Genomic DNA, 1,240 nt, shown 5'->3' on the forward strand with positions numbered 1-1,240 from the left:
GTATCAATCCGCACTCCTACCCGCTTTTCGACCTGCCCGCCACCTCGCTGTCGCGGTTGCCGGAAGCCGCGCGCACACGCGACCTGACAGAGATCGCGGCCAGTACTTACGGCGCGCCGTCGCCAGCCTACGTCGTGGCGGCGCCGGGCACACAGATCCTGTTGCCGCGCGTTGCGTCGCTCATTTCGCCCGGCAAGGCGTTGGTGCTGGGTCCGACCTACGCCGAACATGCCCGCGCTGCCGCGATCGCCGGGCACCAGGCGGCGGAGGTCGATAATTTCGAAGCGTTGGCTGACGCCGACCTCGTCATCATCGTCAATCCGAACAATCCGGATGGACGTGTCATAGAGCGCGACCGGTTGCTGGCTCTGGCCGCCGGATTGCGCGCCAAGGGCGGACTGCTGGTCGTCGACGAGGCGTTCATGGATGTCGGCCCGCGTCAGCACAGCGTCGCGGGCGATGTCGGTCGGGGCGGCCTCGTCGTGCTGCGCTCGTTCGGCAAGTTCTTTGGCCTGGCCGGGCTGCGGCTCGGCTTTGCACTTTCCGATACTGCGACGGTCGACCGGCTGGATACGCAGTTCGGACCATGGGCCGTCGCCGGCCCGGCGCTGGAATATGGCATCCGCGCGCTTGCCGACATCGGGTGGCAGGACGTGATGCGGGCGTCGTTGGCCGGTGAATCGGCGCGTCTCGATGCGCTTTTCGGCCGCTTCGGCGTTCCTGTTGCGGGCGGAACCACACTGTATCGTTTCCTCAGTCTGACCAATGCCGCCGATTTGTTTGCAGCGCTCGGCGAGCGCGGCATCCTGCTTCGCCATTTTGCCGACCGGCCTGACGTTCTGCGCGCCGGCCTGCCGGGCAGTGAGGAGGAATGGCAGCGGCTCGAATCCGCACTTGCCGAATGGGCGTCGCGGCGCGAGCATCAATCGAAGGGTTCAAAACAATGATCCATGTCTGCTCGCTGGCAAAGATCGAGGAAACGGTGGCCAGGACCGGCGCCGACCGCATGCTTTCGCTGCTCGCCGCCGGAACGGAGGTGGTGCGGCCGGCCTCGATCTCGAGGGAAAACCACCTGCATCTGGTCATGCACGACATCGCGGTGGCGCAGGACGGCATGACCATGCCGGGCGAAGACCATGTCCGCAATTTGCTCGATTTCGCGCGCCGGTGGGACCGGGCAAGGCCGATGCTCGTGCATTGCTATGCCGGCATCAGCCGCTCGACGGCTTCGGCCTATATC

Annotated in this window: 1 protein-coding gene and 1 pseudogene; both read left to right on the top strand. The window is 65.9% G+C overall.

All coding sequences use genetic code 11. The features are described 5' to 3' along the window. Positions 1-947: threonine-phosphate decarboxylase CobD (cobD, locus tag EN932_RS36340; protein WP_128369536.1), on the top strand; the 947-nt coding region annotated here is incomplete at its 5' end. Next, positions 944-1,240, top strand: a pseudogene (locus tag EN932_RS36345) (protein tyrosine phosphatase); the annotation flags it as partial. The gene cobD and the pseudogene EN932_RS36345, both read left to right, overlap by 4 nt.

The sequence above is a fragment of the Mesorhizobium sp. M7A.F.Ca.US.002.01.1.1 genome (genome assembly GCF_004022955.1).
In the GTDB taxonomy this organism is placed as follows: Bacteria; Pseudomonadota; Alphaproteobacteria; order Rhizobiales; family Rhizobiaceae; genus Mesorhizobium; species Mesorhizobium ciceri.